We start from the raw sequence: 508 nt of genomic DNA on the forward strand, positions 1-508 counted from the left end.
ATCATGCTTTCGGGGATCGCCGGAACCTGGCGCTCGGTGAGGTTCTTCAGCAATCCGGCCTCGCCCAGTTCCTTAAATTGCTGTGACGTGAACTTCGCGACCTGGCCGGGCTTGAACCACGGAACCTGGCGCGCTTCCAATGTCGGCACATCGACGAACGCGACCATGTCACCCTTGATCGCGCGCACCTGTGGTTTCGTCAGGTGAGGCGTCAAACCGGCTTTGCCGAATTCCCGGAACTGCTGGTCGCTCAGATTCCGGATGTGACCCTCGGTCAGCCAGGGAACCTGTTTCGCGTCGAGCCCCGCGATGTTGACATAGCCTATCTTGGCCTTCGGGATACCGCGCAGTTGGACCTTGGTCAGATAAGGCAGCAATCCGGCCTGATCCATGTCGCGGAACTGCTGTTGCGTCAGCTCGGCCACCTGCTCGCGTTTGAGCCATGGAACCTGGTTCGGCTGGAAATCGCCCATGACGAGACCCGGCACCTGGTCAAGCGGAGTAGCCC

The 508-nt window shown here is 60.4% G+C and carries 1 protein-coding gene; it reads right to left on the bottom strand.

Annotation, left to right across the window (positions count from 1 at the left end):
- Window positions 1–473: hypothetical protein (locus EN780_RS37335; RefSeq protein WP_133373002.1), on the bottom strand; the 473-nt coding region annotated here is incomplete at its 3' end.
- Window positions 474–508: the final 35 nt, after the last annotated feature.

The sequence above is a fragment of the Mesorhizobium sp. M4B.F.Ca.ET.089.01.1.1 genome (genome assembly GCF_004022605.1).
In the GTDB taxonomy this organism is placed as follows: Bacteria; Pseudomonadota; Alphaproteobacteria; order Rhizobiales; family Rhizobiaceae; genus Mesorhizobium; species Mesorhizobium abyssinicae.